Origin of the sequence: Arthrobacter sp. NA-172 (genome assembly GCF_043952055.1) — a bacterium.
Classification (GTDB): Bacteria; Actinomycetota; Actinomycetes; order Actinomycetales; family Micrococcaceae; genus Arthrobacter.
This window is the reverse complement of record NZ_JBINOT010000003.1, coordinates 810,651-836,695: the sequence shown is the minus strand read 5'-3', so window position 1 is coordinate 836,695 and position 26,045 is coordinate 810,651. Positions and strand designations below refer to the sequence as shown.

General features: G+C 59.8%; 23 protein-coding genes and 1 pseudogene. 13 read left to right on the top strand and 11 right to left on the bottom strand.

The genetic code is table 11. From position 1 onward, the window contains the following. Window positions 1-189 precede the first annotated feature (189 nt). Window positions 190-942 (bottom strand): GAF and ANTAR domain-containing protein, encoded by a 753-nt coding sequence (locus ACF0H6_RS18005; protein ID WP_395250858.1) that lies wholly within the window; start codon window positions 940-942, stop codon window positions 190-192. 120 nt (window positions 943-1,062) lie between these two features. On the opposite strand from ACF0H6_RS18005, the gene ACF0H6_RS18000 reads away from it, so the two are divergent. Beyond that, window positions 1,063-1,428 (top strand): TfoX/Sxy family protein, encoded by a 366-nt coding sequence (locus tag ACF0H6_RS18000; RefSeq protein ID WP_395250857.1) that lies wholly within the window; start codon window positions 1,063-1,065, stop codon window positions 1,426-1,428. 516 nt (window positions 1,429-1,944) lie between these two features. On the opposite strand, the gene ACF0H6_RS17995 is transcribed toward ACF0H6_RS18000, so the two are convergent. Beyond that, a complete protein-coding gene (locus ACF0H6_RS17995) occupies window positions 1,945-2,133 on the bottom strand; it encodes a YegP family protein (RefSeq protein ID WP_395250856.1) in 189 nt (62 codons plus the stop codon). A 1,251-nt stretch (window positions 2,134-3,384) separates the two neighbouring features. Here ACF0H6_RS17995 and ACF0H6_RS17990 point away from each other — a divergent pair. From ACF0H6_RS17990 to ACF0H6_RS17955, 8 genes and pseudogenes are all read left to right on the top strand, one after another. Then, entirely contained in the window at window positions 3,385-3,873 is a 489-nt protein-coding gene (locus tag ACF0H6_RS17990; RefSeq protein ID WP_395250855.1) for a MauE/DoxX family redox-associated membrane protein, read from the top strand. Window positions 3,874-4,566: 693 nt separating this feature from the next. Beyond that, window positions 4,567-5,235, top strand: a complete 669-nt coding sequence (locus tag ACF0H6_RS17985) for an MFS transporter (protein WP_395250854.1) — start codon at window positions 4,567-4,569, stop codon at window positions 5,233-5,235. A gap of 785 nt (window positions 5,236-6,020) precedes the next feature. After that, on the top strand, window positions 6,021-6,611 hold the full coding sequence (locus ACF0H6_RS17980) for a hypothetical protein (RefSeq protein WP_395250853.1): 591 nt from the start codon (window positions 6,021-6,023) through the stop codon (window positions 6,609-6,611). 490 nt (window positions 6,612-7,101) lie between these two features. Continuing rightward, the gene (locus ACF0H6_RS17975) at window positions 7,102-7,452 is read left to right on the top strand and encodes a hypothetical protein (protein WP_395250852.1); all 351 of its coding nucleotides are present in this window, start codon (window positions 7,102-7,104) and stop codon (window positions 7,450-7,452) included. A 19-nt stretch (window positions 7,453-7,471) separates the two neighbouring features. After that, window positions 7,472-7,618, top strand: a pseudogene (locus ACF0H6_RS17970) (sigma factor); the annotation flags it as partial. A 234-nt stretch (window positions 7,619-7,852) separates the two neighbouring features. Further along, the gene (gene istA / locus ACF0H6_RS17965) at window positions 7,853-9,415 is read left to right on the top strand and encodes an IS21 family transposase (protein WP_395250851.1); all 1,563 of its coding nucleotides are present in this window, start codon (window positions 7,853-7,855) and stop codon (window positions 9,413-9,415) included. Continuing rightward, window positions 9,412-9,675 (top strand): hypothetical protein, encoded by a 264-nt coding sequence (locus tag ACF0H6_RS17960; protein WP_395250850.1) that lies wholly within the window; start codon window positions 9,412-9,414, stop codon window positions 9,673-9,675. Before istA ends, ACF0H6_RS17960 begins: the two co-directional genes overlap by 4 nt. Further along, window positions 9,672-10,157, top strand: coding sequence for an ATP-binding protein (locus tag ACF0H6_RS17955; RefSeq protein ID WP_395250849.1), 486 nt, complete (start codon window positions 9,672-9,674; stop codon window positions 10,155-10,157). The genes ACF0H6_RS17960 and ACF0H6_RS17955 overlap by 4 nt, the downstream gene beginning before the upstream one ends. A gap of 117 nt (window positions 10,158-10,274) precedes the next feature. Here the strand turns inward: ACF0H6_RS17955 and ACF0H6_RS17950 are convergent, their stop codons facing one another. From ACF0H6_RS17950 to ACF0H6_RS17910, 9 genes are all read right to left on the bottom strand, one after another. Then, a complete protein-coding gene (locus ACF0H6_RS17950; protein WP_395250848.1) occupies window positions 10,275-10,700 on the bottom strand; it encodes a very short patch repair endonuclease in 426 nt (141 codons plus the stop codon). A gap of 109 nt (window positions 10,701-10,809) precedes the next feature. Then, window positions 10,810-12,180, bottom strand: a complete 1,371-nt coding sequence (locus ACF0H6_RS17945) for a DNA cytosine methyltransferase (protein ID WP_395250847.1) — start codon at window positions 12,178-12,180, stop codon at window positions 10,810-10,812. A 128-nt stretch (window positions 12,181-12,308) separates the two neighbouring features. Beyond that, complete coding sequence (locus tag ACF0H6_RS17940) at window positions 12,309-13,856, bottom strand: hypothetical protein (protein ID WP_395250846.1); 1,548 nt, start codon at window positions 13,854-13,856, stop codon at window positions 12,309-12,311. A gap of 34 nt (window positions 13,857-13,890) precedes the next feature. Further along, the gene (locus ACF0H6_RS17935) at window positions 13,891-14,523 is read right to left on the bottom strand and encodes a hypothetical protein (protein ID WP_395250845.1); all 633 of its coding nucleotides are present in this window, start codon (window positions 14,521-14,523) and stop codon (window positions 13,891-13,893) included. A 560-nt stretch (window positions 14,524-15,083) separates the two neighbouring features. Next, a complete protein-coding gene (locus ACF0H6_RS17930) occupies window positions 15,084-17,714 on the bottom strand; it encodes a hypothetical protein (protein ID WP_395250844.1) in 2,631 nt (876 codons plus the stop codon). 170 nt (window positions 17,715-17,884) lie between these two features. Next, the gene (locus ACF0H6_RS17925; protein ID WP_395250843.1) at window positions 17,885-18,922 is read right to left on the bottom strand and encodes a hypothetical protein; all 1,038 of its coding nucleotides are present in this window, start codon (window positions 18,920-18,922) and stop codon (window positions 17,885-17,887) included. Between the two features lie 381 nt (window positions 18,923-19,303). Further along, window positions 19,304-21,751, bottom strand: a complete 2,448-nt coding sequence (locus ACF0H6_RS17920) for a hypothetical protein (protein ID WP_395250842.1) — start codon at window positions 21,749-21,751, stop codon at window positions 19,304-19,306. 133 nt (window positions 21,752-21,884) lie between these two features. Then, complete coding sequence (locus ACF0H6_RS17915; RefSeq protein ID WP_395251353.1) at window positions 21,885-22,097, bottom strand: NrtR DNA-binding winged helix domain-containing protein; 213 nt, start codon at window positions 22,095-22,097, stop codon at window positions 21,885-21,887. 46 nt (window positions 22,098-22,143) lie between these two features. Then, window positions 22,144-22,572, bottom strand: coding sequence for an NUDIX domain-containing protein (locus tag ACF0H6_RS17910; protein ID WP_395250841.1), 429 nt, complete (start codon window positions 22,570-22,572; stop codon window positions 22,144-22,146). 92 nt (window positions 22,573-22,664) lie between these two features. Here ACF0H6_RS17910 and ACF0H6_RS17905 point away from each other — a divergent pair, with 92 nt between their 5' ends. Genes ACF0H6_RS17905 through ACF0H6_RS17890 form a run of 4 tightly spaced genes read left to right on the top strand, consistent with a single transcriptional unit; the run spans window position 22,665 to window position 26,021 of the window. Beyond that, on the top strand, window positions 22,665-23,618 hold the full coding sequence (locus tag ACF0H6_RS17905; protein WP_395250840.1) for an ARPP-1 family domain-containing protein: 954 nt from the start codon (window positions 22,665-22,667) through the stop codon (window positions 23,616-23,618). Continuing rightward, window positions 23,615-24,214 (top strand): ADP-ribosylglycohydrolase family protein, encoded by a 600-nt coding sequence (locus ACF0H6_RS17900; RefSeq protein WP_395250839.1) that lies wholly within the window; start codon window positions 23,615-23,617, stop codon window positions 24,212-24,214. Before ACF0H6_RS17905 ends, ACF0H6_RS17900 begins: the two co-directional genes overlap by 4 nt. Next, on the top strand, window positions 24,211-25,182 hold the full coding sequence (locus ACF0H6_RS17895; protein ID WP_395250838.1) for an ADP-ribosylglycohydrolase family protein: 972 nt from the start codon (window positions 24,211-24,213) through the stop codon (window positions 25,180-25,182). The genes ACF0H6_RS17900 and ACF0H6_RS17895 overlap by 4 nt, the downstream gene beginning before the upstream one ends. Continuing rightward, a complete protein-coding gene (locus ACF0H6_RS17890) occupies window positions 25,167-26,021 on the top strand; it encodes a hypothetical protein (RefSeq protein WP_395250837.1) in 855 nt (284 codons plus the stop codon). The genes ACF0H6_RS17895 and ACF0H6_RS17890 overlap by 16 nt, the downstream gene beginning before the upstream one ends. The last annotated feature ends 24 nt before the right edge of the window (window positions 26,022-26,045 follow it).

Genomic DNA, 26,045 nt, shown 5'->3' with positions numbered 1-26,045 from the left:
GGGTTACCTGGCCATCCGTGCGTGATTGACCGATCTTAGACCTGACTTTGCTCACTCGTCGTGGTTTCGTGATGGCCCGGGGCTGTGACCAGCGGTGAAATGCCAAAGGTCGCGGTCGATCGTCGGCGGGTAGGCGTGGAAGCGGTGTGCTTACCGGGGCCGTCCAAACTACCCCGGCTCTGGCTCTTCCTACCCTTCGAAGTGGGTTTCGATGCCGTTACCGGAGATCTGTCCGATCAGTTCGGTGGCAACGTCCCGTAGTTTGCGGTTCCGGTTGCTGGAGACCTTGGTGAGGATTTCCATCGCCTCTGCCTGCGAGCATCTGTTTTGCGCCATGATGACTCCGCACGCAAGGTCGATGGCAGTCCTGCTTTGCATGGCTGACTCCAGGTCCTCCGCGCGGTGGTGGGCGGAGTCAATGCGCACAGACAGGTGGAGTATGTTGCGGGCAGCGGCGGCAAAGCCCACGGCCTTATGGAAGACATCCGGGGTGAACATGCCTGGCTTGGATGCGAAAAAGTTCAGCGCGGCACTGGCGTCCTCGCTGATTTCCATGGGAATTCCCAACGAGCTATGAATGCCCATTCCGGCGAATTTCCTGGTGAGCTCCGGCCAGCGCGGATCGCTCGAACCGTCGTCGATGATCACGGGGGACATTTCCCGGAGCGCCTCGATGCAGGGTCCGTCACCGATAGCCTGCTCGAGCCGGTCAAGCTCCACGGCGCGTGCGCTGCTGCCCGCTGCAGTAAGGGGGCGCCGCTTTACTTTGACGGTGACCGCGCACTCGACCTGGCCGCCGGAAGCTTCGGAAATCGAAGCAGCGGCGAGTTTGGAGAGTCCGGTAAGGAAATCAGATGCATTCCCAGCGCCCACCAGAACAGACTGAAGGTCTAAAATGCCTTGCAGCTGGCCTGCAGGCTCGTTTTCGGGTGAACTCGACATTGCCCCATCTTACGTCTCGTTTGACAAGAAGAACGGTGCCCTGACGCTGGCCGCCTGCACCCCGCCGTCGTATGCTGCATGCAGTCCTAGGCTTTCAATCCCCTACCCCGGAGTAGACAGATGCAGATGCCCAAACCGTCCGACGCCGACAAAGACCGTTTCCGCGCGGTTGTGCCGGACCACCCGGACGTTGCGGTTAAGCCGATGTTCGGCAACCTGGGCGCCTTCGTGAACGGCAATATGTTCGCCGGCCTGTTCGGCCCGATGATCGGTGTCAGGCTTTCCGACGCCGACAAGGAAGCGCTGGAGGCTGAGCACCAGACGCGTCCGTTCGGTCCGGAAGGCCGCGGCATGGGCGGCTACGTCGGCCTGCCCGAAGCGTGGAACAGCGACGACGAAACAACGGCCGAGTGGGTCGAGAAGGCCTTCGCATACGTTACGACACTCCCGCCAAAAGCCGCGAAGCCGCGTTCGTCGAAAAAGTAAACCGGGCGGGCGGCTGCTACTCCTTTGATGCCCGCCTTCTGAGCACGATAAGCCAAGCAACGGATCCGGCAATAACCAGGATACTTCCGAGCCACAGGGCCGCCTGCGCGGGTGGCGTGGCCTCTGTCAGATTCTCGGCGTCAATCTCGAACGTCCGTACTGTCCACATCACAGATACGACGCAAAAGAGTACAAGACCAAGCAAACCAATGATGACGGGGGCCGTTCGCTTACCCATTTCGTCCTTACTTTCCGTACTACAGCAATCACTTCATTCCGGCCGTTAGCGACGCAAGCGCTGCCCACTACGCCCTAAAGGCTAAGCGTGGAATTGTCGTCTAAGTGGTGAGCCACCGAAAAATACGTGCCAAAACGGCCCATCTACGTGTCACAAAGGGACCATCTACGTGTCGCAAAAGGGATGCCTACGTGTTCGAGCCCGAAACACGTAGACGACTTCCGCCGATGTTCGGCAACCCGGTGCCTTGTTAATCGGCACATACAAAGTTGAGCAGCTCAGAACCGGGAAGTGTGGTCCTCGATGAGTCCACTCGCCGCAATCTCACGGAAGGTATAGATCGCACGGGCTGCAGCGTCCTTGTCGCAGAATGCCGTGGATACTGCAAGCTCTTCTCCGAACTCGTCAATCAGCCTGACCCTGCAGGCGCCTCCGTTGTCGGTGAACACTTCAAAGTGTCCGGCCATCAGCGAAGTTCTCCCCGACGGCGTCCCAGAGAAAGCTTCGGCAGTTCGCGAGGCCCGGTCGCCGAACGACCGCTGAGTGGGTGATGGTTTCCCGATTCATGTCGCCGGTCCAGTTCGCCCGTAACGAGGTCAAGCAACGCCTGGGCCGGCTTGGAGAGTCGGTGAGTTGCGGCCGAGTGGGCAAGTTCGTCGCAATGTAGGAGCACGCGACGGATGCGTTCCAGTTCGCGCGAGGGCACGGATGGCCACCGCCGAAACAGTTGTTGAACCGCATTTTGTCGGGGTAGGTAGCCTCGCCAAGGTTCATTGGAGGGGTCGTGCGTCCAGGCTGCACCGCGCAGTGCAGCGTGCACACCGAGGTTGCCGCCCCTTTGACCATCAAGATGCGGGTGACTGGATTGATTCGGTGCCATGTCTGACTTCCTCGTCTTCGATCGAGAAGCCAGCTGCTTGACCAATACCAGCATATAAAAAGTGACTTACGTCATGTCAACAAATCTTTGCTTTGTTTCGTCCAGTAACGGGGCTGGCGAACGCCGACACGCTTGGCTTCCGCTAATCAGGCAGCCGCTCACGTCGCGGAGGTCGAGGCGTACGACGGCGCCCGGCACCTGGGCAGTCGCGTTCACCTCCTGTGTGGTTGCGTCGTGAAGCACGACGGCGCGGTGGGTGGCACGTAGACACGGGTAGCGCCAAACACGTAGACGCCGATTCCTCTCCACTGAATTTGGCGAATTGCACACGGAGATTCGCCTAAAACGCACGGAGATTGACCGGATCCACACGGAGACGGGCATTCGCAGGTTTATCTTTCTTTCAGGAGAGGATAGTCAACTCAACGGATGACCAACCCTCCTAACGAAGCTATGTCGACCTAACCCTTGGGGGGATTATGTACCGGCATCAACTCAGCGTCCCGTCGCTTGCCATGGGATGCGGATGACTGCGTCATGAAACTTCCGACCGTCTCCGCAGCCGTAGTGATAGTCGTCGCGCTTGCATCACTTATGGCGTCAAAATGGATTCCCGCTCTAATCAAAGTAGCGATTGCCGTCGCGATCATTGTGTTGCCGCTTGCAGGCTCAATTGCCTGAATTACGTACTTTCAAATGCGGCAGAAGGGTTCGGAAGGCAGTCCAGAAGAGCCTAGGTAATGGTTTGAAAAGCTTGGGTTTGTCGCGACGACGGACCCGGCGCCTCGCCGAGGCAGGTTGGAGAAAGCAGTTCACCGTATGAATGATTGGGGTTTGCATGGATATTTTCTTGGATATTGCCAGGCTTATTGGCGGTGGATTCTTTATTTGGTCGGGCACATCAAAGTTCGGCCGTATTGCAGACTTTTGGACTCAAGTGATGGGCTACAGACTCACTAGCGCGATCCAAGCCAGACTCATTGCCTCGTATCTTCCTCCCACCGAGTTTGTTCTGGGCATGCTCTTTGCCACGGGCTATCTCACGCTTGCCACTGGGGTCATCCTGCTGCTTCTGCTAATCGTGTTCTCGATCGCGATCGGCACCGTCCTCATTCGGAGAATCGAGACAGATTGTGGGTGCGCGGGGTCCGGCGGGCAAAAGATTCGTCCGATCCTCTTGACTAGAAACCTCGGAATTGCCGCCATTGTCATTCTCGGAATGTTCACGTCCGGCCCACTAGGCATCAGCAACGTCGTGATCGCAATTTCGGGCGCGTTGTTGATTGGGCTACTCGGTACCGTCAACTATCGCACCCTAGGCAAATGACAAATCATTAGGGAGTAAAACATGTTCGGAAGAAGAGGAATTCTCAAGGGAATACTCGCAGGAGCGGCATCCGTCGCGCTCGGTACAACCGGCGCGAACGCCGCTTCTGCGGCGCCTACGCCCAGTGACAATGTTCCGTGGGACAGACAGAAGGTAGCCCTCACCCGCGAAGCTACGAAGGGGGAGCTAGACGAGCTTAGAAAGCGGGCCAAGAAGGCGGCGATTGATGCCGGCTATGCGCGTTCAGCCGTGGGGGCAGCCGTTGCGCAAGCGACGATCTCGGTAAGCCCTCGCGGAACTCAAATTGGTAAGTGCGCTTTGACCCTCGGTGACGAATTTGTGTTCGTTTACACGAAGGAGAACGGGGCCCGGAAGTACGACCGAGATGCGATCATGGTCTTTTGGACCGATGGTGACGTTGTTCGAGAGGTGCAGCCGAACGACTACTCGAAAGGCCTCTCGTCACGGAGCGCGCGCGCGGCTCGGGACAGCTGCTGCGTGCCATATGGTGCTCCAGTCGGTACCTGTTGCCAGTACAACTGGGCGGGCCTTGTCCAGTGCTGTGCTCCATGCATTTTTGCTGGAACGGCGACTCTTCCCTGTGTAATTCTTTGGTGCCCAATGTGCCACGTCATGAATTGCACTCGCTGGTGGTACAACTGTCCGTGATCAGGAGTGGGTGCGGCATTCGGAATGGGCGAAGCAAACCTTTCCAACCTCGGCTCAATCATCATCGACCTTGTCTTCATTGCCGGCCGCATCCCGGCACTGAAGCTGATCGAGACCTGGGGACGCCGGCCGCTGATCATCTTGAGCTTCGCCATCATGGCCATCCCGCTCTTCATCCTGGGCTTCGTCCGGCCGGCGCCCGTGGCCATCGTTGTGGGCTGCTTCGTGACTTACGCCCTCTTCTCCGGAGGACTCAGCATCCTGGAGTGTGCCTACCGAGCGAAATCTTCCCCCCCAGTTCGCGCCAGCGCCGTCGGCATCACCACCGCCGTCAGCCGCATCGGTGCCGCACTCGGAAACTTCGCGCTGCCGTTCGGGCTCACCTACTGGGCATCGCCCAACCATGATTATTGCCGCATCACTGACCGCCCTCGGATTCCTGGTGTGCCTGTTCATGGCCCCGAAACCAAGGGAATGTCCCTGGCCCAGACCGGCGGCGAAGAAGCCGCCGAGGGATCAAGGCCGCTCCCCGAACTGGAACCGGACACGGTCCGCCAGTTTCTTGAATCTGCATTTGGGACCGGCCGATCACGCGATCGGCCGGTCCTTTTGCATTCACCCGTTAAAAGTACGACGACGGCGGGCTGGCCTCTGACTCGCATCTCGCCTCCGCACCACTTGCAAGTGGGGTGACTTGAGTTCGTCGGTCCTAACTCGGCGATATGCAACATCACGAGTCAGTTCGTAACTGGTATTTGGGCCCCGGCGGCATCTTCCGGCAGTGCCGCCGCGGCCGGGGCCGGCGCGGCTACAGGTGCGGGCGCAGCAGCCGGTACCACCATTTGTGTGACCGTAACGGTTGGAGCGGGAGCGGTGACAGTTTGAGTGGGGGTGGCTGTTTGGGTTGTGGTCACTGTAGGAGATGCCTGCGGGCTTCCTCCGCAGGCCGCAAGTCCCATGGCCATTACTGCAACCCCCATTGCCAGGACAAATTTCTTCAAGCTGATCTCCTTGTTACGTGACGACTCCGCAGTCACTTCGCTTTCTCTTCTTCTGCTCAACCCTGTGGCTCTTGGCCGCCGCGATTCTTGCCGCTGCGAGCAAATCAGCGTCCCAACTGTGATTTCCATCGTCATGCGCATTCGGGACATCCCTGGTCCAAGTGCGGCGCAACCTCGACGCAGAACTTTTTTTTCAGCGTGCACCAGGTGCAATCGGGCAAAGGCGCCCGAATCCCATCACCGGACCACTAGCGGAGATTGGAACATAGACGGCTTGAGTACTTCGGCCCCCGAACTCGTGGCGATGGCCGACCCCGGAGAGTTGACTGGCGTTTTCAAGAATCTCCCCTAAAATGTCCGACCCCGGTCCTAACGTGAGCACAGCAGGTTGCCGAGAGTAAGAGCAGGGGTCATTTCAACGCTTTCGCACTCGCGGCCCTGCATTGTCTCCGAATCGCTCAACCCGAAGGAACTATCATGACCGAACCACTCGCACCGTACGCCCAGCCGGCACCGGCCGCCCCCGCGCCCTCGAAGGGCAGCGGCTTCGGAACCGCCGCCCTCGTTCTGGGTATTCTCGCCATCGTCTTCTCGATCATCCCGATCGTCGGCTTCGTTGCCTTCCTCCTCGGCCCGCTTGCCATCATCTTCGGTGTCATTGGGTTGACCCGTAAGTTCTCCAAGAAGGGAACCTCTGCTGCCGGACTTATCTTGGGCGTTCTCTCCGTGATCGTCGCCATCATCGTCACCGCCATCATCGGCGCTGCGGCTCAGAGCGTCAGCGACTCGGTGAACAAGGAACACAAGATCGAGTACGTCGTCAGGGTTAGCGGCAAGGCCCATGTCTCCTACTGGACCGATGGAGGCACCTCCAACGAAGACATTACGGCCAACTGGAAGAAGGACGTCACCGCCAAGGGCTTCAACCTGAGCTCTTTGACCGTCACCGGCGATTACACGAGCCCGACCAACGTCACCTGCGAAATCTTGGTGGACGGTCAGAGCGTGTCAAAGAATAGCGGCTCTGGGACAACCGCCATGGCTTCTTGCAACGGCAGCAGCAAGTAGCGGCTATTTGATCGCAGGATCCGGTGCACTGGCCCCAAAGGCTAGAGCACCGGAGCCCGCATAGCGCCAGGGACTCAAAAATCATGTATGGGGATGAATGATAGTGAACACACCATCTGAACCGGCCCTGGTCCGGACCAACGTGAAGCATCCGCAGCACCGGAAATGAACGCGGGCGCCGCAAGTCGGCACCTCCTCTGAGCGCACGACGGCGGTCGGTCGTCAAAGACTTTTCTCTGCGGGAGGGTTTAAACAGATCCCTCGCTGGGCTCGCGTGGTTGTGCCAATAACGCTTGTCGCTGGGCTAATTGGTGGGGCGCCACTCCGTTTCGCGGCGCGGCCAGCCGTCAATTCTACGAGAGAATACGCAGCACTCAACGATGCGCTCACCGCCAAAATCACCAGCGGAGACGCAACCATCAGCACGCTGCGTTCCGCCGCATCGGACAAGGACGTCCAGATCAGCACGCTGCAATAAGCAGCCGCCGGTGTGAAGACCCTGCAGCAACAACTAGCTGACAAGGAGAAAGCCTTAGCTGGCAAAGAAGCGGACTTGGCCCCCAGAGAACAGAAACTCAGCGATGCGACGAAGCAGGTTCCTGCCGGCCAGATCAAGAGCGGCCTTCACGTTGTTGGTGGGGACGTGCAGCCCGGCACCTACACAACAACAGGTCCTGACGGCACCAACTCGGTCGGCTGCTACTACGCCTGGAAGACGGGAACCGGTAGCGACGCGAGCATCAAGGACAACAACATCGTCAAAGGTGCGGCCACTGTGACCCTCGCGAATGGTGAGGTGTTCGAGTCGACCAGCTGCACCGCCTGGACAAAGATCGGGTAGGACTGCGGCGGCGGGTGGGGGCCGCGGAATGCGGTTCCTGGACCTCATTCAGGAAGGCAACCTGAGTCTGATCCGTGCTGGCGAGAAGTTCGACTACACCAAGGGCTTCAGGTTCTCCACCTACGCGATCTGGTGGATCCGCCAGATCGAGTCCAAGGCCATGTCCAAGCTGAATCACCCCTCGCGGTCGCAATTTCTTTTAGACTACTTCGGCTGATCTGGAGTTCGCGGGCCAATTGAATATTTGCGCTTTTGGGGTCCATCTGTCGTGTGTTTGGGGGCCGGTTGGCAGAGCGCGCAGTAGCGGCCTTGGGTGCCGGTAGTGGCGTGTCTGGGGGCCACCGAGTTTAGGCTCCTTCCGTCGTGTGTATAGGGCGCACGGCGGAAGGAGTAATCATCAATGGTACGGAAGATTAGAGCGAAGCTCGTGTTGCAGTTGCGCGCCGAGGGCCTCTCAGGCCGGGCAATCGCGGCATCGCAGGGAATGTCGCGCAAGAGCATCACGGCGGTGCTGGAGGCTGCCGACGCGGCCGGCGTGGTTTGGGACGATATCGCCGACAGCACGGACCGCGAGGTGTATGCCCGGTTGTTCCCGGGGCGCGGTGAGCATCAAAGCGTGTTCGCGCAGCCGGACTGGGAGCAGGTCCACCGGGAGATGGCCCGGGTCGGGGTGACGCTGAAGCTGCTGCATGGCGAGTACGCCGATTCATGCGCCGCTACCGGGGAGCCGATGATGGGTTATGACCGGTTCTGCAGGACCTACCAGCGGCATGTGTTGGTCACGGGGGCGGCATCCCGGGTCGGGCATAAAGCCGGGCAGACGGTGGAGGTCGACTGGTCGGGGCCGACGATGCAGCTGGCCGATCCGGTCGCGGGCAAGGCCAGGACCGTGTATCTGTTCGTGGGATGCCTGCCTTTCAGCCGGTATGCGTTCGTTGAACCCGCCCTGAACATGAAGCAGGACACCTGGTTGCGGGCCCACGTGGCGATGTTCGAGGCCTTCACCGGTTCGGTGCCGCGGATCGTGCCGGACAATCTGAAGACCGGTGTCATCAAGCATCCCCGTGAGGGCGAGGTCGTGCTCAATGACGCTTACCGGGAGATGGCGGCGCACTATTCGGCGGCGGTGCTGCCGGGGAGGGTGAAACACCCGAAGGACAAGGCCAGCGTGGAGAACACGGTCGCCCACGTGGCTACCTGGATCATCGCCGGGCTGCGTCAGCGGCAGTTCACTTCGTTGCCGGAGCTCAGGGCCGCCGTCATCGAGCGGGTGGCGGCCTACAATGCGGAGCCGTTCCAGAAGCGGGCCGGGTCCAGGGCCAGCGTGTTCGCAGCCGAGGAGCAGCCGTTGCTGACGGGGCTGCCGGCGGCGGCCTACGAGATCAGCAAGTGGGCATACGGGCGCCGGGTGGGCCGGAACGGGCACGTGGTCTGGGAGAGGAACTACTACTCGGTGCCCTTTGCCAATATCGGCACCACGGTGGACCTGCGGATCACCGATCGGGTGATTCAGGCCTACCGGGGCACCGAACGGCTGACCAGCCACCTGCTGCTGCCCGAGGGCGCGGCCAACGAGTACCGCACCAACGACGCCGACCTGCCAGCCGGCGAGAAGTACCGGCAGTGGGACCCGGCCCGGGTGCGGGAGTGGGCCGGACGGATCGGACCGGCGGCGGTGACCGTGGTCAACCGGATCTTCGAGTCCGTCCCGGTCGACGAGCAGGGCCTGGACGCGGCACTGGCCGTGTTGCGGCTCTCCCGGCGGTACTCGGCCGAACGGGTCCAGGCGGCCTGCCGGCTTGCGTTGGCAGGCCGGGTGCGGTCCCCGCGGTATGCGCATCTGCAGCCGATCCTGGCCACAGATCAGGACAAAGCCGCCGGTCTCAGGCCACCACGGGATGAACCGGCCGAACACGGCGGATACGTGCGCGGCGCCGAATACTACGCCGGTGGTGCCAAGTGAGCGGGATCGATATCGAAACCAAACGCAAGCTCCGCGAGATGGGTGCCGCCCCGATGCTGGAGGCGCTCGAGGCTCAGGACGAGACGCTCGTGCTCGGCATGGCCTTCGAGGAACGGCTCCGCCTGATCGTCGACGAGGCCCACTCCGGGTTCAACCACGCCAAAGTTGAAGGACTGATCCGGCGGGCCGGGCTACGCTACCCAGGCGCGGATCTGCGCCGGCTCGACCTCGTGGACGAGCGTGGTCTGGACCGGACGTGATCGCCCAGCTCGGCACGTGTTCGTTCATCGAACGGCAGCAGAACGTCGTGCTTCAAGGATTCACCGGATCCGGGAAGTCCTACCTGGGGTGCGCTCTGGCCAAACAGGCCTGCCAGCACCGGATCCGGGCCCACTACGTCCGCATGCCCGACCTTGAGGAAGCCTGGGCGCTGGCGAAGGACAAGCCACAGGGACAAACCAAATTCCTGAACAAGTACGCGGCCTTCACCCTGCTCGTGATCGACGAATGGCTTCTCGACCACCCCGACGAAGGCATGCGCAGCATGCTGCTGGAGCTGCTCGAGCGCCGGTACGACACAGCTTCGACCGTGTTCTGCACCCAATACGCCAAAAAAGACTGGCACCAGCGGCTCGGCTCCGGCGTCCACGCCGATGCGATCATGGACCGCATCGTGCACAACACCATCTGGGTCGATACCGGCAACCACAACATGCGCCAACACTCCGCCATGAAGCAGTAAGAACACGTCGGTGGGAGCCGGTGGCCCCCACAACCCCGGCCACTGGCCCCCACCGGCAATATCAATGGCCCCGAAAGGGAATATCAGGTGGCTTCCAAACCTTCAAATACTCACCAATCACTGTTCGACGGTTTTACATTCCAGAAATACCGTAACATCGACCACCAGATTTGAGTTTTCAGCCACTTCACACTCCCAAACATCGAGATAGGCCCACCCCATTTCAGTCAACCGCAACCTCTGGGCGGCGTCTCGAGCCTGATTTCGACGCCGCTTATCCGCCCAGAAGTCGGTGTTCGATTTGGGCAAGCGCCTGCCCACTGGGCAGTCGTGCCCATGCCAAAAGCATCCGTTTACGAAGATGACTTTTCTCCGACCGGCGAACACTAGGTCGGGCCGCCCCGGGAGAGCTGGGTCATGGAGACGATAGCGAAATCCAGCCGCGTGCAGAACACTCCGAAGCTGCAACTCCGGTTTGGTGTTCTTTGAGCGAATCTTGGCCATATGGGCGCTACGCTCCGCTGCGGTCATGAAGTCCGCCATGGAACCATTTTACGGGCCCGACTCCTCAAAAGGACATGGAGGGCGGTAGTCGTACTCCAAATTCGGTACCAAAACCCGGCCCGAATATCGTTGCTGGCCGTCGCGCCATCTAGTCAGCTAGGAGAGCGCTCATCTTTCTTCCCACCGCGAGCGCCAGCCAGGGTGAGACAGCATTCCCGACCTGCGAGTACTGCGGAACCTCAAAGCGGCGCCGATCGGAGCCGGTGGTTTCTTTGCCGAGGAATTCGAAGTGATCCGGAAATCCCTGGAATCGGGCCATTTCTCGAACGGTGAAAATCCGCGGTTCGATGGGATGGACATAGTCGTCGGGGAGCGTCACTACTGTTCTGGCAGGCTCCCTCCAACCGAGCACCTTTTGGGAGTGTTTCTTAGTCGCAAGGAGGTAGGCGAGTTCGACCAGATCGTCCAGAGAGTCGGCAAGGCAAACACCGTCCGGCGACTTCGCCGGCAGGGGCGCTTGGAGTAGTCGGTGCTTCAACAGAAGCTTCGCATCATCCTCCGGAAGCCGTGCGGCGTGGCTGAAGAGTCGCTGGTCTAGGCCGTTCTGCGAAAGGAACTGGTAGAAGCGGAACCGCTGTGTTGTCCGCTCGCCGTGCCTTCGACGGACATGGTTCGGGACCTCAGCTGCAACCAAGTTGCGTCCCGGCCAAAAATCTTTCGATAACGACTGCACGTAGGCCGCAGAGTAATCGTCGGGGATTGCGGTACCCCTCGCCATAAGGTCACCTACGGCATTACCTACGGGCTCTATCTCGGACTTCAACTTAGTGGGGCGTGGCGCCAATGATGGAATGTCGCTGCCAATTTGGTCGACGAAATCCGAGCGCCAGGCTTCATCTGTCGCAGTTACGCCACGATCGGCCGCGACGTCCGCACGAAGGGCGATGATCATCAGCCGCGGACGGTGCTGCGGGGCGCCGTAGTGAACGGCGTTGACGTGAACACCTTGGACGACATATCCATTGCCAGTCTCGGCCAGAGCTTGTTGCAACTGACGGAAGGAGGATTCCTCCCCTTGCGAAAAGCTTCGATCCATTCCGACTACGTTTTCAATCACTACCGCCCGAGGGCCAGTGACCCCGACAAACTTCAGATATTGCCATGGAAGCTCGTTCCGGACATCCGCAGGATTGCGCCGTCCGGCCAAGGAGAATCCTTGGCACGGCGGTCCACCAACCACGAGGTCGAGCGCGTTCGAGCGGAGCCTCTCGATTGCCGCAGTGTTCCCGAGTAGGACGCTCAGTTCGCGTACAAGCAGGCGGGACGAGATTTGATTATCTTCTTGTGACTCGACGTACCTCGCCCATTGCGCGGCATCGGAGGCATCATCAATGAAGTTATGGTAAAAGGTGCGGGCAGCCATATCAGACTTCTCGACAGCTAGCACCAACTGGCCGCCGGCTCGATCGATCCCCAGGGAGAGGCCCCCGCAGCCGGAAAACAGGTCAACGTATTTCATAAGGTTCCTATTCTCCCCCATCTAAACGCATGCCCTCGACATCCTGCCCGCGCACTGGAGCGCGTCGCGAAGCGAGACTTGATGCCTAGAGTCGAAATCCAGGAGCACGGAGACTGTCATAGTAGCCACTAGTTTGGGGCGCCTGCTCCCTTGTCAATCAACTTGAAGAATGGCACCTCCTCGATGAACTTTCCCGAAAAGTTCATCGAGCTGTATAAGGCATGATGCACCTTCTGGCTCGAAATCTTGCCAGCGATATCTGCGGTGACATGGGGCAACCCCAGCTGCTGAAGCTCCTTCAACGTCACCGAAGGAACCTTGTGGAGGAACCAGGTCAACAAGGGCTGCCCATAGTTGCGCCCGTCCTTTTTGAAATGGTCGAGGTATTGCGAAGCAAGAATAACGCCGAAGCCGAATTCCCTGCCTTGCAGCATCAGGTTCATGAGCACAGGGAAGTTGTACTTCATGATGTTCACCGCTTCGTCCACAAGCAAGAAGGAGTTTAGCCTCCTGAGCTGGGGCGAGCTCCCGACGAATGGCCACTTCGTGGAGTTGAGCATGTAGTCGTAATACAAATTGAGAAATAAAACTACCAGAGCATTCTTCCCATTGTCGTCCGTTCCGAAGTCGTTGAGAGCTACAATGACGACTTTGTCTTCCATCATTTCTTCGAACGAAATCATCTCCTCAGGATCGTCGCTGAAGATTTCGCCGAGAATGAATGGCTTAAGGATAGATGTCACAGCGTCAGGTTTTTGACCGTCGCTGTACGATGTCAGGACCTCGGCCAACGTTGGCGGACAGCCCTGCTTCTCTTTGTAGAGGTTGACGATGGAGGTAACAAGACGGTCCGTCTGAACTGGGCCGATATTGCCATAGATCTTATCCAGTATGTCGGCGAACTGCTGGGCGCGCTGGTAGGCGGCGAGTGGAGAATATCCCTCGCGAAGGGAGAAGATATTTATCGGGATGCGGTACGGTTTCAGGACTTTACCGTCTACGGCCTCTAAGAAATCGGGGGATTGGAAGTCCCTCTTGTAGTCGAAAATAAGCATCGACAGCGGTGTCTCCTGATTCGTTCTGCTTCCCTCCCTGAGTTGATAGACAAGGGCCTTCAGGAGTTGGGTCTTCCCGGTGCCAAGGTCACCGACGACGCCGATGTTCATCTGGTTCAGTTCGGTATTGCTTGGCCAGTACTCTGCCGCGGCGGCTCCGAGCGTCCCAAGGACTCGCCCTACGTTGAATCGAACTCCTGTGCCCCGAATACCGCCGGTGAAAGAAGCGTCGTCAGCCACCTCGCGGCGCACCTCTTTTCGGGGATCGCTGGGCTGGCCAGATAGCAAAGGATCCTCTAGGGCCGGTGCTTCCTCCGGGGACGCCTCCGATTCTAACTCACGCTCCACATGGCCAGATTGGGGCGCATGCGTCCCTTCAACGACGTCGGGCTCCTGTGACTGCGACTGCTCCGGCTCATCATCGTCGTGCGGGTCTTGGTCCGAGCTGGTTGCCACGGGGAGCTCAATTGGGTTGCGGAGCGCCCACTGAACGAGGCTGTTCCATTCCTGGACCAACCTGCTTTCCGGATCCGCAACTGCCTCGAAGGCGTGGCCTGCATTGGCCGCGAGAAGGCCAAAGCCTGAGCCGGGCGATGCGACATCCCCCTCCAATGAATGCACTGCTCGAAAGTTTTCGCCCTCCGAGGTAGTGGCATCATGCTTGAAGTAGCACACCAAGGGCTGACCAGTTCGGACTTGGAGGTTTCCGTTGACTGAGGTTTTCAAGGTGCTTCGCCAGAACTTCCGGCTCAGCGCTACCGTCTGGCCGCAAACGAATTGCGGCTTCAATCAGCGCCGCAAGCCCGTTGGCCCACAATGCCTTATCGGCCCGCGAACCACTAGCTGCAATGCGACGCGAGCTCTCTGCTACGCTAATCAACAATTTTTCCGTTGCAAACACTTGCTCCAGCGGCTCATTCATGGCCGCGTCACTCGGCCCGGGCAGGTTGCCGTTAGTGTCTTCCGACCCGAGCCCGTAGAACTTAATTTCCACTGGTGAAAGGGTGACTCCTTCGTCATTCATCCGGACGATCAAAAGGTCTGCGCGGCGCATCTGCTCGACCTGATTCGTATCGCGAGCGAGCGCTCTCAGAAAGCTATCGCAAGCATCGATGGGCAATACGTACGTATTGTCGGTCTCCTCACTGAGACGATTCATTAGAGCGAAGGCCAAGTAGAAGCCAAGAGCCCCTGACGCGTGCGTTCCACCCATTGACAACAGCGAGGACAGCCCGACACCACGGGCCCCTAGCTGCCCGAGCAGGTCGTCAAGCGCCGCGTCGGACACGATACTGCCTTGGGCCTTTGCGAGCAGTTTCTTTAATTTGTGCGCGAAAGCTCCCGGGAACCCTCGCCACCGAGACGAACGGGCGGCGTTCTAAGAGGGGAACGTCCGCCGACGCGTCAAGGAAGGGCGGTCGCCACTCCCACAACATCTGGCTACCACCGCTCGAGTGCTGAACGATTTCCGCCATCGCACTGGGATTCATCAATGCTTCGCCCGAGACTGTCCAGTCCGCAGAATCGTTAACCAAATTGGCCTTGAACAGCTTTGAAATTATCTGGGGACTGCTTGCAGCACCTTCGACAAGTCTTAGTGCCCTCGAAAGTGGCTCCCACCCCGTTTCAGGGCGAAAAGTAGGATGCGAAGTTGATGACGATTTTGACGCTCCGCTGCCTGTTACTGACTCGAATCGACGAAGCGGCGCGTCACCCAGTACCCCCAGATTTCGACCTTGACCTGACTGAACTTCAAGGTGCACGCCAGCATCTTGGAGGATGCGGATGTTGCACCTCTTCATATTCGCGCTGTCGGGAGCATATCTCGACCAAGTCAACGGAACCCCTTTAGCGGAGCGCACCAAACGCGCCATCTTTTCTCGGGGCGGCTCGCCCGACCGGCGATTCGAGTCCCAGATCGCTGGCCCCACCGATCAAAGGAACGTCGGGCCTCCTAGTCCACGCCTCGATCTCCTTCAATACGGCCTCGTCGACCTCGTGGAGGCGAGTTGACTCTGAAGACGCAGACAAGTCAACCGTCAGCGTTGAAACATGGGGGTTCATCTGACGATAACTGCGCAGTGCGGCTGCAACAGCAGTCGCGTTCAGCCCGCTGGCTGCGCTTCCAGGCGCAGGCCGATCGCCAATTCGGTCAGGCGCTTTCAGAGGCTCCGGTCCCTCGATCGACGCACGTACCAGCATTGACCACCCGAGGAACAACTGATCGTCCCCAGTTTCCATTGGAACGGCGAGCATGCGGCCACTCGACATTTCCTTCGGGCCGAGAAGGGGGAAATTCCACCCCTCGACAGTTCCCGCAAGTTGTCTCGCCCACTCGGATTCCCATAGAACCGATTCCACACCCGCCAGCCATGCCAGTCTCACAGGATGCAAGGGACTAAGGAGGACCGCTGAGCACTTCGCAGCAGGTTCCGTTTCCCATACGCTAATACCGAAAGGATAGGCGGCCCAGAAAACTCCAGCCGGATCGCCGATCCAACGGGCCTTTTCGACGAGGTCTGCATAAGCCGTCAGGTACCGTTCCAATTCGCCCCCTCGGTTTTCCCAAAGGTGGCGCCAGGAAGTTTTCGAGGGCCATTCAACGTACTTCGCACCGTCGGCATCTAGGGTTTGCATAGCGCCTAGGAGGTCCAACGCTTTAAACGCAGCTCGGAATTCTTCTGCTTCAGCCGAATATAGTATGTGATCAGGTACCCGGAAGTCGCTGACGCTTGTCCACGTCGTGGCCATATCGGCGTTCATCAGGAGGCCAGCACGGGCCTCCAGATCTTCAAGCGGGAACGTCCTATCTGCGGGCATTACCACATGCCCCATGCACGCGTTCCACTCGCTGCCGAGCAAATCTTCGGTAAGCACCGACTCGTACAGCCCTCGAATAGATTGGAGGACTGCCAAGTCGGGCCGATCCTTGGTTACCCGATCCCTACTCACCGCTGCAACGATGGGCGACTGAGGGGCCTCTCGACTTTCCGCGGCCCGTATCTCGAACGTCTTGTCACCGACAACAATGTTCGCCAAACTCACGGGGCTCGCGTCGACCGCGAAGACCCGAGACCGCCCGTTCAACGGCTGCATCTCTGTTCCTTCGTAGAGGGGCACAGTCCCGTCGTCGGATGTACAGACGATATAACGATATTGGGAGGCACTTCCGTCGAGCGTGGCCCCAAAAGTCCCACCGTCGAGGTCCGAGCCGACGTATTTGGGCTTTCCCGCGGCGCCTCTTTCCTTTAGGGGCATGTAAAGCAATCCCGCAGTGTCGAACGGCGCAAGAAACAAGTCAAATGATAGGGAGGTATTCACTCGGCCGGAAAGAACATCCCCAGCTGGCACTTTGAGCTCAAATTGCAGTGGCCGCGACGGAGCTTTGCCGTCGTCTCGGCGAATGTGGCCGACGGCCCAGAGCGCACCAGAGTCGTCCAGCTCCAGGCAACCGGACCAGTAAGTCTTTGCTGCCTTGGTCGTGAAAGTGAGGCCCGTGGATTCAAGTTCGCCAGTCGAGGGTCCGCCCGTTATGGGAATCCTGACACGGACTTCTTCGGACGAAATCCCACCTGTCTGGTTGTCGGCTTGAGCGCTCGCAACAGAGACTGAACTGGAATCACTCGGCCCGACCGCGGTGAGGGATCTACCGATAGCATCCGTGATCTGGAATTTAGCGTTTGTTAGGTCCTCGCCCAGGGGCTCGACGAAATCACGATCCGACAGGGAGCTGAGCGCCTCGGTAAGATCAGACCCCTCTGGTGAATAATTTGCAAGGGCGACTGCCTGATTGTCGTCGGCGGCCATTTGGCTGTCGATCCCCGACCAATCAACGTCTTCCAGTGCATGTTGGCCCGACTCGCTGCCGGCAAGCTGGCCCAAGGACCTCGCAGTTGCGATGATGGTGGTCTCGTCGGCCCAGTACGAGTGCAGGGCGTCAACGAACTTTTTCGGGGAGTAGCTGGTTGGGCCAGCTCCAAGCGGATAAGGCAGCCGGAATGCAGCATAGGTATACCGCTTGAAGACATCATCAATAGACAACTCCGGCGCCACCAACTTCGTGGCGCGAATCTTCTCCACGAGTCGAGTAAGGCCGATGCCTACGTGCCTAAACCAGTATGTGTTCCAACTTTCCGTTCCCTGACGAAGTTCCTTATGCACGGCGGCCAGAAGGTAAAGGCACTCTGCGAGTCTGGTGCTCGCAACGTTCGGATCCCAGCCGATCGTTGTGTCGATTTCGGTTGCGTCGGCTACCTCGGCAACGGCAGCTTCCGCGACCGTTTGTAGCGAAACCTCTTGAGCGGCGCCCTCAGGAAAATTCTGACCGAGAACTTCGCGGAAGGCCTGAACAAAAGAGGCTAAATCGGGATGTTTTCCCACGACCACTGCGAGTCGGTCGTCCTGACGATATTTGATGGCGTTTTGCGCGGAGACCCTTACGCAGAGGTGATCTTCGTCGCTCTCCCTGCCGACTGACACAAGGATTGCGTAGGGAGGCGCAGCGGGCCGAAGCTGATTCGCTCGCCGGACGATGGCGGCCGCGGTCGCATCATCTATACCTTCAGGCAGGTACGCCGCAGTCAGCGTGTCTAAGGACGACAGGCACCGCCCCAGTACTGAACCAAACAATTCCAACTCCACAATGTCTCCTAGAAAGCGCTTTCGATGATGACGCCGCGATCGGCATCGGCACTGCCGCGCGCCAGTCCTGCCTTTTCAAGTAGCTGAATCAGATCGCCGGCCTCTGGCCTCAAGCCGAGCTCCTCCAGACTCAGCATTAGGGTGGCCACATCCGAGGTCTTTCCAGGTCCGTCACAGGCAAGACTTGCCACAACCGCCATCCACTCGGTCCCGGGTTCGACGGTAAGAAATCGCCCGTTGGACCGGAGAAGTCCGTAGTAGTCGGCGAACGGGCCGCTAGCGTCACGCTTTAGCAATGCGTATTTGACTGCTTCCCACGTATTCACAGCCGACCGTTCGCCGCTGCCCAAGGCCAAGGTAAGGGATCCCCGGAGCTCCTCATCTTCTGACATTGCATCCAGAACCGCAGCAAAATCCTTGTGAGCTGCTTGATGTGACTCCAGCCAATCTTCCAAAATCTTCCGGAGCTTTGAGCCACGGTGCACCCGCCAGGAGAGCAGAGGGGCAACGTCCCTGACCGCAACAGACGAGCGACTCGACTTCCAGGGAAGGATTTCCGGCACCTGTTCCCTGATCTCACTCCAGTTGCCCGGTTTGCCGCTCAGGATCCGACGAGCCACGGTCTCGTACCAGGCGGCTTCCCACAGGAATCCCTGTCCGAGCGCGAGGCGAAGTACGGTGGTTGCCCAGTCGACCCAAACCCTCGCAGGAAGGGCTTTAACCCATTCATCGTTCGTCAGCTTTTGCCAGGCCTTGGCAAACCAAGCGAAGGGCGTCCCCTGATACAACCCACACTGTTCAAGTTCCGGCGCGCGCGAGTCATCGCCCTCGAGTCGTTCAGGATATCCCGCCTCAAGGAGCGCCGCCTTTGTCGCATTATTAATTGCAGACAACAGCGGATCTATCTCGCAACGTTTGTTAGCAGCATTGAGCCAGAGCCGGGCAGCTGAAGTTGTTCCATCGTCGTCTGTGAGACCCAACCGGAACAGGGCTTCCAGGATACCTCCCAAGTCCGGGGGGTTTTTCGTCCTTTGAAAACCGCGCATATTCCTGGAGCAATGCAAACGCGGGCGTAACAGGGCTGGCAGCTTGGCTCTTGCTTTTCTCAGCTTGCACCCCCGCGACGCTGTTTAGCACTGCTGAGGCCAGATCGACCTCGTAATTTGCGTTCGTTGCAAGTCCCTGCACAACGAGCTGGTTACCGTAAGCGACCAGCCTCGGGCCCTCCGGCGCCGTTGACCTCACTTTCAACGTCGCCGTGCCGGAAGTCTCGGACTTGAACATGTACCCTACTGGAACACCGTTTTCGGAGACCTCTTTTGCACGATGGTCGTGAACCTTCCATGCCAGCGATGAGATGAAAGCTTCCGGCACCGACACATATTGGGGCCGATTCAGGGGAAGAATGATGTGGGTCGCAGCGACCATTACTTGCCTCCAGTTACAGTCATGCTGAAGTCCGAGGTCCCCACCACGATGCGGTAGTTCGCCTGATTCAGTTGCGCGGGAATTAGGCGGGCGGCTCGAAACCTCTCCAAACGGGGGGACGTCACATCTGTCATTTCGGTCACCCCCGCGTGCTCATGACCGCAAGCCAGAGCTTCTCTTACCAGAGGAAAGTCCAATGGCATACGGGAGATCTCCTTGCCTTGTTCGCTCAGTATGAGGAATAGCGTCTCGGAATCCCTGTGTGTCTTCATTTCGACGTCGCCCGTCTTGAGGGCTAGCTTCGGCTCGGATTGCACACCAACGATCGGATCAGTACGGCTCGCCAGAATAGGGATCAGCGAAGCAGATTCGACATCCCCTGGCCTGCGCTTCGGTCGCAGTAGGGTGCGAAGGCCAAATCCCAGCTCGTCGGGAAGGTTAGGACTTAGATACCAGGCTTGCGTCCATGCCGCGACCTGTGGCCTGAAGGCGGGGATTCCATTGGCGAGAGCGTACAAGCGCCCGAGATATCCCCCGTACCAGGAGATGAAGGCGTAACGATCCTTATCTCCGATCTTCGGGCTGTGCATTGCTTTGACAAACGCCCGGTCTACGGTCCTATCGAACTCAGTCAAGACCTCTGAGAACGGATCCTGAGAATCGAGGTCGTCCTCTAGACTTTCGAGCGGTGAGCCGTTTGTTACGGGGCCGGCGAAAGCATCGGCCAGGGGTGTCGCCCATCCAGAATCCCAGCTGCGATCGTAGCGCCCCGGAATAGCGTCCCTCATTGGGTCCACGAAATGGGTGAGCTTGGTAATCGGATTGCCAAGCGGATCGAAGTTCTCCGACCCCGGATTCCGGCCGCCGAAGATCGCCTGGGAGAAACGCAGGCCGGCGAGCGACTGGAGGTCCTTGAATCGCAGAACGGCGTCGGTGTCGCTTGGTTGAAGACTCGTCACGAGAGCACGGAGCTCGTCCCTGCCCACCCGATCCGGCGCGTCGCCCAGGACACAACGCGCGATTGCTCCCCATATCTCGCGGAAGGTCATACGCTGCCCGGAACTAAGCTCGGCTCCACGTACCACGGTCATGATCCCAGCACGGATGCGACTCGAGCGAAGCGACTCGATATTCGCTCTGATCGGATCGACTAAGGGTTGGAAATCCTCAAATGAGGCGCCAGCCGACACGAAATCGGTGACTTTGCTGAATAAGGCGCCCGCTGGCGTGACGAAGTCCATGGCTGTGCGCTTCGCAAAGTCAGCGATTCGATACGGTTCAGCTTCGAAAACGATGCCACTAGCGTCGCTGGAGGTGATATGTACCTCCGGACGCCGTTCGAATAGCGAGCAGACGTCGACGAACACCACAAGCACACCGGCCACGATGTTGGGCCCATCCAAAAGATGACCCGCGCGAAGGTACGGCGCATCGCAATCGGTTTGGACATTCCAGTTTGATTCGCCTATTGCTTCCCCTGCCAGCCAGCGCACCAGAGCCTGACCTGCGGAGTATTCCGACGGCGACGTGGCATTGGTTGAAGCTGCTTCCTCAACGAGGATGCCTCGATTGACGCAGGCCACTAGATGCTTGCCTGCGTGCTCGGACGCATCTACGTCTTTCGTAAGTGGGTTCCGACGGTGTTCACTACTACCGATGGTGGCGTCGTTGATGAGCAGGAGTTCCCTGTTTCCGGCCTTGTATCGATAACTCCGGTGAGCCAATCCATCTTGCGGAGCCTCGATCGGGTCTAAACCGGCAACAATCTGAGCCGTGGCGTGGGATTTCCCCGCTCCTGGCCCTCCAACGAGGAAAAGGAAGCGGGGAATAGCACCGCTAGTTAGACCGCTCTTGAACCATGCGCAAGCCTCCTCAACACCCGCGGGCCGAGGCGCCGTGGGCAATGGACTCAATCCGTCGCTCGTCGGCTTTGCCGCTACGTCGCTTCCGCCGGTTGTCCTATCCCACAACTCTCCCAGCGTGTCCCAGTATGCGCTCTCTTCGTCGTTCACGAACTCCCCCTCACTGCGTGGCTCAAAGGTATCACCTGATACCGTCATGGAATTCAGGTGGGCAGAGGGGGTTGCGCCACCGCGATTTGCAATTTCGGGAAGTGCAGCGTCCCCTTCGGAATGCGATCCATCTGCGAGCGGAAATTCACCCAGCCTCTGAAGAGCACGGTGCTGCAAGGCAGCCTGAAAGTGGGGACGCGGTTTGTACCCAAAGATGTACCTCCGACCCATCCCATCCAGAACGGCGCTCAAGTTACACAGCTTGAATTCGATAGAGGCATGCGACCTCTTCACGATTTTCTGGAGCTTCAGGTTGTTTTGCCGCTTGTTGTAGCTTGCACCCGCAATCTCGAGCTTCAGCATGATTACGTAACTGTCGATAAGTGCGTCAAGCTCGTCATCAGACCACTGGGGTGCGCGTGTTTCGTTGAGCATTTCATCAGAATACGGTTCATGCACAAGCGCCCGGACTACGACACTCGTCTCCGAGGCTCGGATCTGCCGCAGAGCGTCGATCTGAAACCGAGGGCGGAGCCCAGTCGGAACCATGAGGTCCCGATCCGCCAACCTATTTGTCTACTAGAAACCCGTACCCACGCACCCACAACCGCGAAGGCCTCCCGCGCGTCCCATCCGACATCTGCCCAGTCCCCACAAGCTTTGGCTCCATGAACCGCCTGAACGTGTCCCGCATCAATCTCTCCCCCGCCACGGCTTCATGCAGCGCCCTCAAGTCACGCAGCGTGAACGGCTCATCCAGTAAAGCACCGGGATCCGGCATTTCCGCATAAGCGGCTCGCATCCGTTCCACGGCCTTCGCCACGATCTCAGCGTGACCGTACGGCAAGTCGGCCACGACGCCAGGTCTCGCCAGTTACCGAAACCAGCCTGACGCCGTCGGACGCTAATGCCTCCCCCAGCGCCGCCGAAGGCACAACATCAACGTGGGCCACGGAGAGCACCCAGCCGCGGTCATCGCGACCAGGGTCGTCGAAGACGTGCAATTGCTGCGGCACCCGGCCTGAGATGCCTGCCTTCTCGCGGAGGCACCGCAGCACGGCGTCACTCAGCCGCTCGCGTTCTCTGAGGAACGTGCCCGGTAGAGCCCACTCCCCCGCGCGATCGCCGTGCTCGCGGCGGACAAGGAGCACACAAACGCTTCCGTTGGCCACGGTCAGTACGGCCGCATCCACGGCCACCGACGGCCGGGGGTAGTCGAGCAGGGAGAGTCCGGAGCTGTCCTTGGAATCCTTCACAAACTATTTATCGCAGGGTTGCGCAAAAGATGCAAGAAGCGCATACTGATCTCAGTTAGCGCAGATTTGCGTTAAATCATCAGGAGGTTCCCATGAGGGTGCAACAACTTCACGTCGGCGCCGGCAGCACGCTTGGCCCGCTGACCATCTTTCCCGTCTGGACGGCGGGCCCCGGACAGCTGGGGATCAGCACCGGCACGCATGCCGACATCGCCGTGACCGAACTCGCTAGCGGAGCCCAGGTGGGCAAGCTGACGGTCACCAACAACGGGCCACGGCCCGCCCTTCTCCTCGAAGGTGAGCTGCTCGAGGGCGGCCAGCAGCACCGGACCTGCGCCAGTGACGTCGTCCTCGGAGCAGGCGAGACGCGCGAGATCGACACGTACTGTGTGGAAGCCGGCCGCTGGCAAGCAGGCGAAAGCAGCCACCGGCGCCAGGGCAGGCGCGCTCCCCTGAACGTCAGAGCCGAGCTCGTTTCCCGCTCGGAGGAACGCGGAGGTGCCGGCCGGCAGGACCGCATCTGGGAGCGCGTGCGCCGCTTCGACGCCGCTCGGGGCCCATCGGCCACAAGCTCCCTGCTTGACCACCTCGACGCGCACCAGGCCAACCGACGTTTCGACGCCGCCGACTCCCCGGAACCGCTTGAAGGCCAGCGCGGAGTGGTGATCGGACTAGGACGTCAGCCGCTGCTGCTGGAGGTCTTCGGCACACATACTCTGTTCCGCCGGCACTACCGCCAACTCGTAGAATCCGCGCTCCTGGACGTCGAATTGCTGCCCTTGAACCTCGTGGTCGCGGGGGCCATGCCCGGTCAGAGTGCTCGAGACTTCGCTGCGGCTGTGCAGTCATTGTCCTTCGGAACGTTCGACGACGGCCTGGCCGCCGTCGAAATCCGACAGCACGGCTCCCTGCGCAGCCGCAACGTCGGCGAGCGGACCGGAGCGCTGGAAGCTGCGGGCATCGCCGTCGCACTCCCCCACCGCCAACCCGAGCTGGCCCACCTGAGCAGTTGGAACACCCACCACCCCCTGATGGAGATCGCATGAAACTCAACTCATTGCAGAACGACCGCGCGGCCGGAGTGCTCGTGGCCATGGCCGCCGGAGACGCACTAGGAGCCGGCTACGAATTTGGTGCACCGCTACCCGACGGCGCCGAAGTCACCATGAAGGGCGGCGGGCCGTTCGGCTTCGAACCCGCAGAATGGACTGACGACACGTCCATGGCGATCTCGATCGCGGAGGCTCTGGTCGAGTCTTCCTCCACTCCCGCTCCGAATTCGACGGCCGCCCAGACCAGGATTGTCCAGTCCTGGACGTCTTGGGCCGCCGAAGCAAAGGACGTGGGCGCGCAAACCAGCTCGGTAATCGCGGCGGCGCGCAGCCTGGCTTCGACCGCTGGCCGGAGCACGGTCCAAGCCGCCGATTTCACTGCTGCTGCCGCGGACTTCCACACTCGAACCGGCCGCAGCGGTGGCAACGGATCCCTCATGCGAACCGCGCCGCTGGCCCTCGCCTACCTGGACCGGGACCCAGCCGAACTGATGACCCAAGCCGGCGTGATTAGCGCACTGACCCACGCTGATCCGGACGCACAGGAAGCCTGTGGGCGTTGTGCGTCGCTATTCGGGAGGCCGTTTTGACGGGGCGCCTGGATGTCCGAATCGGATTGCCGCTACTCCCTGCCGAGCGTGCTGCGGTGTGGCTTGAGCGGATCGAAGTGGCTGAGCGGTCCCGGCCCCGCGATTTCGAGCACAACGGTTGGGTGGTGGAAGCAATCCAAGGAGCTTGGAGCGCCATCCACTTTGCAAGCCTGTCGATGTCCGGTCCGGCCCGCCTGCGGGCAGCCCTTGAAGAGGCCGTCCGCGGCGGCCGAGATACCGACACGGTGGCCGCAATCGCGGGAGGCCTCTTGAGCGCTGCGTACGGTTACACGGCCGTGCCCTTCGAATGGCGACGGAACTTGCATGGCTGGCCCGGGATGCGCGCGCACGATCTCATGACACTCGGTATGGAACTCGCCCGGGGAGAGGGTCGCCGCGATCATGATTGGCCCCGCGCGGAGAGCCACGACTACAGCATGTGGAGCCGCACCGATGTGCTGGTGCAGCACCCACACGACGACGGCGTGTGGCTGGGCGGTGTGGGCTCACTTGGTCGGGTGTCCGAGCTAGGAATTAACGCAGTCGTGTCACTATGCCGGCTCGGAACCAACGATGTGCCATCGGTTGCGGCTGCGGACCACGCCACTTTCTGGGTGATCGATTCCGCCGCGGCTTCGGACAACTCCCAACCGGACTTCGTCCTAAAGGAGGCTGCCGCCACCATCGAAGGCTTCCGCGCCGAGGGCAAAACTGTCCTACTGCACTGTGTAAGGGCGGAGTCCCGGACGCCGACGGTGGCTGCACTCTATGGAGCTCGGGTGGCGGGAGTGTCGCCGTTGGAGGCGCTGGAAGACCTGCGGCAGGTGCTGCCGGGGGCGCGCCCGAATTCCCGATTCATCGACATCCTCAAAATGTCCGCTCGGCCAACTAGCCTGAGCGAGAGGCCTTATGGACGCCAGATATTGCTGCAACCAAATACAGAGGAACTGAAGTGCCGGTACACCTAGAACAACTCGCCTTGAGCGTCGCCCGATGCGATCAGGTTGATGCGGCCCGCCAGGATGGAGGAACCCACCCTTGCCACAAAATCGTTAGCTCCCAGGATGGCTTCGAAGGTCCTTTTCAGGTTCCGGAGGCATGGGCGGGAAATCTTGAATCTGCGCGCATCATCTTCCTCTCATCGAACCCGGCGATTAGCGCGGGCAACGCACAGTCCAAATGGCGTTCAAAACGATTCGCCGAGAAATACCCCACAGCAGATTGGTCGGACTCCGAAATCGCGGACTTCATGATCAATCGATTCAATCCTGAACATGGGTGGGTGAAAGACGAAAAACACCTGAAAGTAGATTCTGCAAGCCCGGACGGCCAGCCAATGTGGGGTTCACCAGAGCCGTACTGGAAGTGGATCAAAAAGCAGACCACATCGTTGCTGGGCGAAGGTACCGTCTGGAGCGACGCAGCAGTCATGACCGAAGTGGTCCACTGCAAGTCCAACGGCGAGGACGGCGTTTCAGAAGCGACCCTGCGTTGCTCGACAAAACACATGGAACGGATTTTGTCAGCGACGTCGGCAGGTCTCGTCGTCATCGTGGGCAGCAAGGCGGCCAACGCCTTCAAAGCTACCCATGCAGCCGCGCTCAGGGACAAACCGGAGTTCGCCAAAACTGGATCGAATGGGCTACCCGACGCCAGACACAACGTCTTTCCACTAGAAATCGGCGGACATTCCCGGCTTGTAGTTTTCATCAAGCATCCGAACGCTCGCGGTCAGGTCACCACGCTCGAAAACCAATACCCAGGGGCTATCGAGGAGATCCGCGCTGCTGCGAGAAGCAAGCGTTGAGGCCGACGCCTTCGCCGATATAGC